At 42.8% G+C, this 4,294-nt stretch carries 4 protein-coding genes; 2 read left to right on the top strand and 2 right to left on the bottom strand.

From position 1 onward, the window contains the following. Together LC574_RS28880 and LC574_RS28875 are read left to right on the top strand one after the other, a co-directional pair. Nucleotides 1–628, top strand: a 628-nt coding sequence (locus LC574_RS28880) for a pitrilysin family protein (protein WP_229457070.1), incomplete at its 5' end; no start/stop codon positions are given. Nucleotides 629–1,044: 416 nt separating this feature from the next. Further along, the gene (locus LC574_RS28875; protein ID WP_229457071.1) at nucleotides 1,045–1,692 is read left to right on the top strand and encodes a Uma2 family endonuclease; all 648 of its coding nucleotides are present in this window, start codon (nucleotides 1,045–1,047) and stop codon (nucleotides 1,690–1,692) included. Nucleotides 1,693–1,847: 155 nt separating this feature from the next. Here LC574_RS28875 and rpmB read toward each other — a convergent pair whose 3' ends face one another. Both rpmB and htpG read right to left on the bottom strand, forming a co-directional pair. Then, nucleotides 1,848–2,084, bottom strand: coding sequence for a 50S ribosomal protein L28 (rpmB, locus tag LC574_RS28870; protein ID WP_229457069.1), 237 nt, complete (start codon nucleotides 2,082–2,084; stop codon nucleotides 1,848–1,850). A gap of 371 nt (nucleotides 2,085–2,455) precedes the next feature. Continuing rightward, a partial coding sequence (htpG, locus tag LC574_RS28865) for a molecular chaperone HtpG (RefSeq protein WP_229457068.1) occupies nucleotides 2,456–4,294 on the bottom strand: 1,839 nt, incomplete at its 5' end.

Genomic DNA, 4,294 nt, shown 5'->3' with positions numbered 1-4,294 from the left:
CAATCAGCCACAACTAACGCAAAGTAGTGTGCTTCTCGGACATTTAGGTGGACGGTTTGACAATCCTGATTATCCGGCGCTGGATGTATTGAATGGGGTGTTAAGTGGATTTGGTGGACGCTTATTTAATGAAGTGCGATCGCGTCAAGGTTTAGCTTACTCTGTCTATGGCGAGTGGAGTCCTCGTTTCGACTATCCTGGCATGTTTATTGCTGGTGGACAAACGCGATCGGATGCTACCGTGCAGTTTGTCAAAGCCTTACAAGATGAAATCAAGCGCATCCAAAGTCAAAGAGTTACAGCAAAAGAACTAGCTTTTGCGAAAGAGTCTACACTCAACTCCTTTGTATTCAACTTTCAAGACCCCAGCCAAACCTTATCACGATTGATGCGATACGAATATTACGGCTATCCTGCTGATTTTCTTTTTCGCTATCAAAAAGCCGTCGCCGCCACCACAGCAGCTGATGTGCAACGAGTAGCACGAGAATACCTCAAACCAGAAAAGATCGTGACTCTAGTGGTGGGGAATCAAACCGCCATTCAACCGCCATTGACGCAGCTAGCAGCAAAGGTGACACCAATAGATATAACGATTCCTGGTTCGCAGCCACAGGCAAAGAATTAATCACAAATTGCGACTAAAACGATAAGTAGAAAAGCGATTTATCGCCTCTTTCTGATTGCGCTATCAACAAGGTATCCCTCTCAGGATTTCCTGGTAATCAGCCTTTAGATATGAGTACTTGACATCAAATAATTTCCTTCATTATCGGGAAATGACTGAGGACAAATTGTAGTAACTAGTAGAAACTAAATCAGGAACCAAAACCTCTGGAGGTTTCAGAGGTTTTTTCTTTAAATTACGCTTTTCTAGGAGCGATCGCCCCGTACACTTCAATAAAGGGGTTTTTAAACAGACGAGATCCAACGACAAACTGCTGCATGTCCAAACATCCGACAATTTAGTGATGAAGCAGCAAACAATTGTCGCATTAACTAGAGTAAGCTAAATTTAGGTTTGAGCTACTGGGAGTGGAGATGATGTTGTTGGAATTAAAGCGCATCCATGTTCCACCAGGACAAAGAGTGCTACTGCAAGATGTAACCTGGCAGGAATTGGAAGCAATTCTAGAGGATTTAGGTGAACACCGTGCTGCACGAATTGCTTATGATAAAGGAATACTGGAGATTATGGCACCACTGCCAGAACATGAATATGACAAAGAAATTATTGGTGATTTAGTCAAAGCCCTTCTGGAAGAGCTAAATACTGAGTTTATCAGTCTTGGTTCTACCACTTTCAAAAATCAAGTAATGGCTCAAGGTATAGAACCTGACCAGTGTTTTTATATAAAAAATGAAGCCAAGATTCGCGGCAAGAAGCGGCTAGATTTAACAGTAGACCCCCCTCCAGATTTAGCTCTAGAAGTTGATATTACTTCTCGTACTCATCCTAATATTTATGAAGCTTTAAAAGTACCTGAACTTTGGCGTTTTGATAAAGGAAAGCTCCAAATTAATGTTCTGCAAGACGGGCATTATGTAGAGTCTCAGCAAAGCCTAAATTTTCCTAAATTTAAACTAATTGAAACGATTCCCCAATATCTGGAGCAAAGTACAACAGCAGGTAGAAATGCAACGCTCAAGTCTTTTCGTCTTTGGGTAAAAAAGCAGATACAACAGCAATGACTGAATAATTCGTAATTCGTAATTAATTTTGGGTACAGAGCCGTTTAACTTCAGTTCTGAAAAACAAGCAGTAGGGACGCACAGCTAGCTGTGCGTCCCTACGAATCACCTGTATTTCAAGTTACGAAAGTCTCAGGTTATAAAATCTACATTACTTAGTAATGATTCAGGTTAATACCAGCTTCTTTTGCCATTGCTTCTAACCCATTAATTTGTAGGGTTTTGATTGCTTTGGTAGACAGCTTTAACTTCACCCAGCGATTTCCGCCTTCCCACCAAACACGCTTGCTTTGCAGATTGGCCTGCTGAAGGCGTTTAGTACGGCGGTGGGAGTGGGAAACTGCAAAAGCGTTATTTGCCTTCTTACCAGTTAGTTCACAGCGACGCGACATAGCAAGTATCTCCAGATTGTTATTTTAATACAGCCTTTCCATTTTAGGTCTTAGACAACAGAAGTGGGGAGTAGGGAGTGGGGAGTGGGGAGTGGCTTACAAAGGTAGGTATTTTGTATTTGGTCATTTTTTGACCATTTCAGCCGATGCTTAAATCCTGAAACGACCAAACTACGTTAAATACTTGAGAATTTTCTCAACTATTTTTGAGATTCCAAAAAACCTACCCTTGAAAGGTGGGGAGTGGGTAGTAGGGATATGAGGGAGCAGGGGAAGCAGGGGGAGAAAGAATTCCAAACTCCTAACAGACGCGATTAATCGCGTCTCTACTCCAAACTCCTGTACAGACGCGATTAATCGCGTCTCTATTCTTACTTACTTGCTTGTTCCGTCAGCTTGGTGAGTACCTCGTTGGATCGCTCGACGAAGGATTTCATTCCCTCAGCGTCAAATCCTTTTTGAGACATCAACGCTAAATCGTAAACGTGTTGACAAATCAAGTTCACTAACTGATCGGTAGGCGATTGACCTTCACCTTGAATAATACTACCTTGGTTAAGATTTGCCAGATTTTGAATCAACGGGTGAGCAGTATTCACTAGCAAAATGTGATCTTCGGGAAACTCTGCTGACTGCTGCTGCATCATGGCGTTCATTTCTCGCAGGCGGCGGAGAATCTCTGGTAGAAGCACGATCGCAGGTGGTGTTCCTTGAGGATCGTCTGATTTCAAAGCTTCGGTGCGGATGTTGAGTTTGGGTTTGTTGAGGGATTTCTCAAATAACTCTTTGATTGTCTCACTCCGAGTTTTGTTCGTCTTGGGATCAACAATTTCCGTAGCTTTGTCTTGTTCTAGCAGGGTATTATCTAAATCTGAGTCTACCCGCGTAAATTTGACATCCTGATATTCCCGCTCTAGGAAGTTGATAAAGTGGGTGTCGATGAAGGAGTCCATAAACAGGACTTCCAAGCCTTGATTTTTGTGCAGTTCTATGTATGTAGCTTGGGTTGCTTCATCAGTGCTGTAGAAAACCCGGTTTTCGTGACGTTCTTTGTTACGTTCTAGATACTCTTTCAGTGTGGTGTAAGGAGCGCTGGGTGCTGAGTTTTCACCACTGGCTGAAGTAGGAGTAACATCTTGCCAAGCATCCCCTTCTGAAGACTGTACCTCAACTGCTGGAGTTTGGGCAGCAACTTTTTCTGTCAGCTTGGCGGTGGTGCGGAAGACGATGATATCTTCAATTTGTTTTTTGAATTTCTCGTCGTTGAGAACGCCGAATTTTACAAAAGTACCAAGATCCTTCCAGGCGCTAATGTATTGTTCGCGGTTGTCGCGGAAAAGTTCTTTGAGGCGATCGCCTACTTTTTTGGCAATGTAATCACCGATTCGCCGCACGGTGCGATCGCCTTGCAATGCACTACGCGATACGTTCAGGGGAATATCGGTACTATCAATCACACCCCGCATTGGCATCAGAAATTGCGGGATAATTTCTTCGCAGTTGTCGCTAACAAAAACTTGATTGCAAAATAGCTTAATTTGCCCTTTCGTAACATCTACATCTGGCCTCATTTTGGGAAAATACAGAATCCCGTTGATGATAAAGGGATAGTCTGTATTTAAATGTACCCACAACAGAGGTTCTTCCTGAAAAGGATACAAGTAGCGGTAAAACTCTAAATAATCTTCTTGACTCAGATTACTCGGAGACTCTCGCCACGGTGCTTTTTGCTTATTTATTACTTCGCCATCAAGTTTAATTGGTACTGGCAAGAAGTCGCAGTAGGTCTTGACAAGATTCTTAATTCGTGCATCCTCTAAAAATTCTTCCTCTTCTCCTTGCAGGCTGAGAGTAATAGTAGTGCCGCGAGTTGTCCGGGGCGATTCTTCTAGGGTGAAAGCTGGGGAACCATCGCAAGTCCAATGAACCGCCTGCGCTCCTTCTTGGTATGACAGTGTATCAATCTCTACCTTTTGCGCCACCATGAAGGAAGAGTAAAAACCAAGACCGAAGTGACCAATTATCGGTTGATCTGATTTGCCTTCATACTTATGAATAAATTCTTCAGCACTAGAAAAGGCAACCTGATTGATATATTTCTTAACTTCATCTGCGGTCATCCCGATACCATTATCGGAGATGGAGAGAGTTTTCTTATCTTTGTCAATGGCAATTTCAATTTCTGGTTCGCCGATATCTCCAGCGTAGTC

The organism is Nostoc sp. CHAB 5715 (assembly GCF_020829685.1).
Taxonomy (GTDB): domain Bacteria; phylum Cyanobacteriota; class Cyanobacteriia; order Cyanobacteriales; family Nostocaceae; genus Nostoc.
Note: the sequence above shows the minus strand (reverse complement) of the source record. Positions and strands in the feature narration are given on the sequence as shown.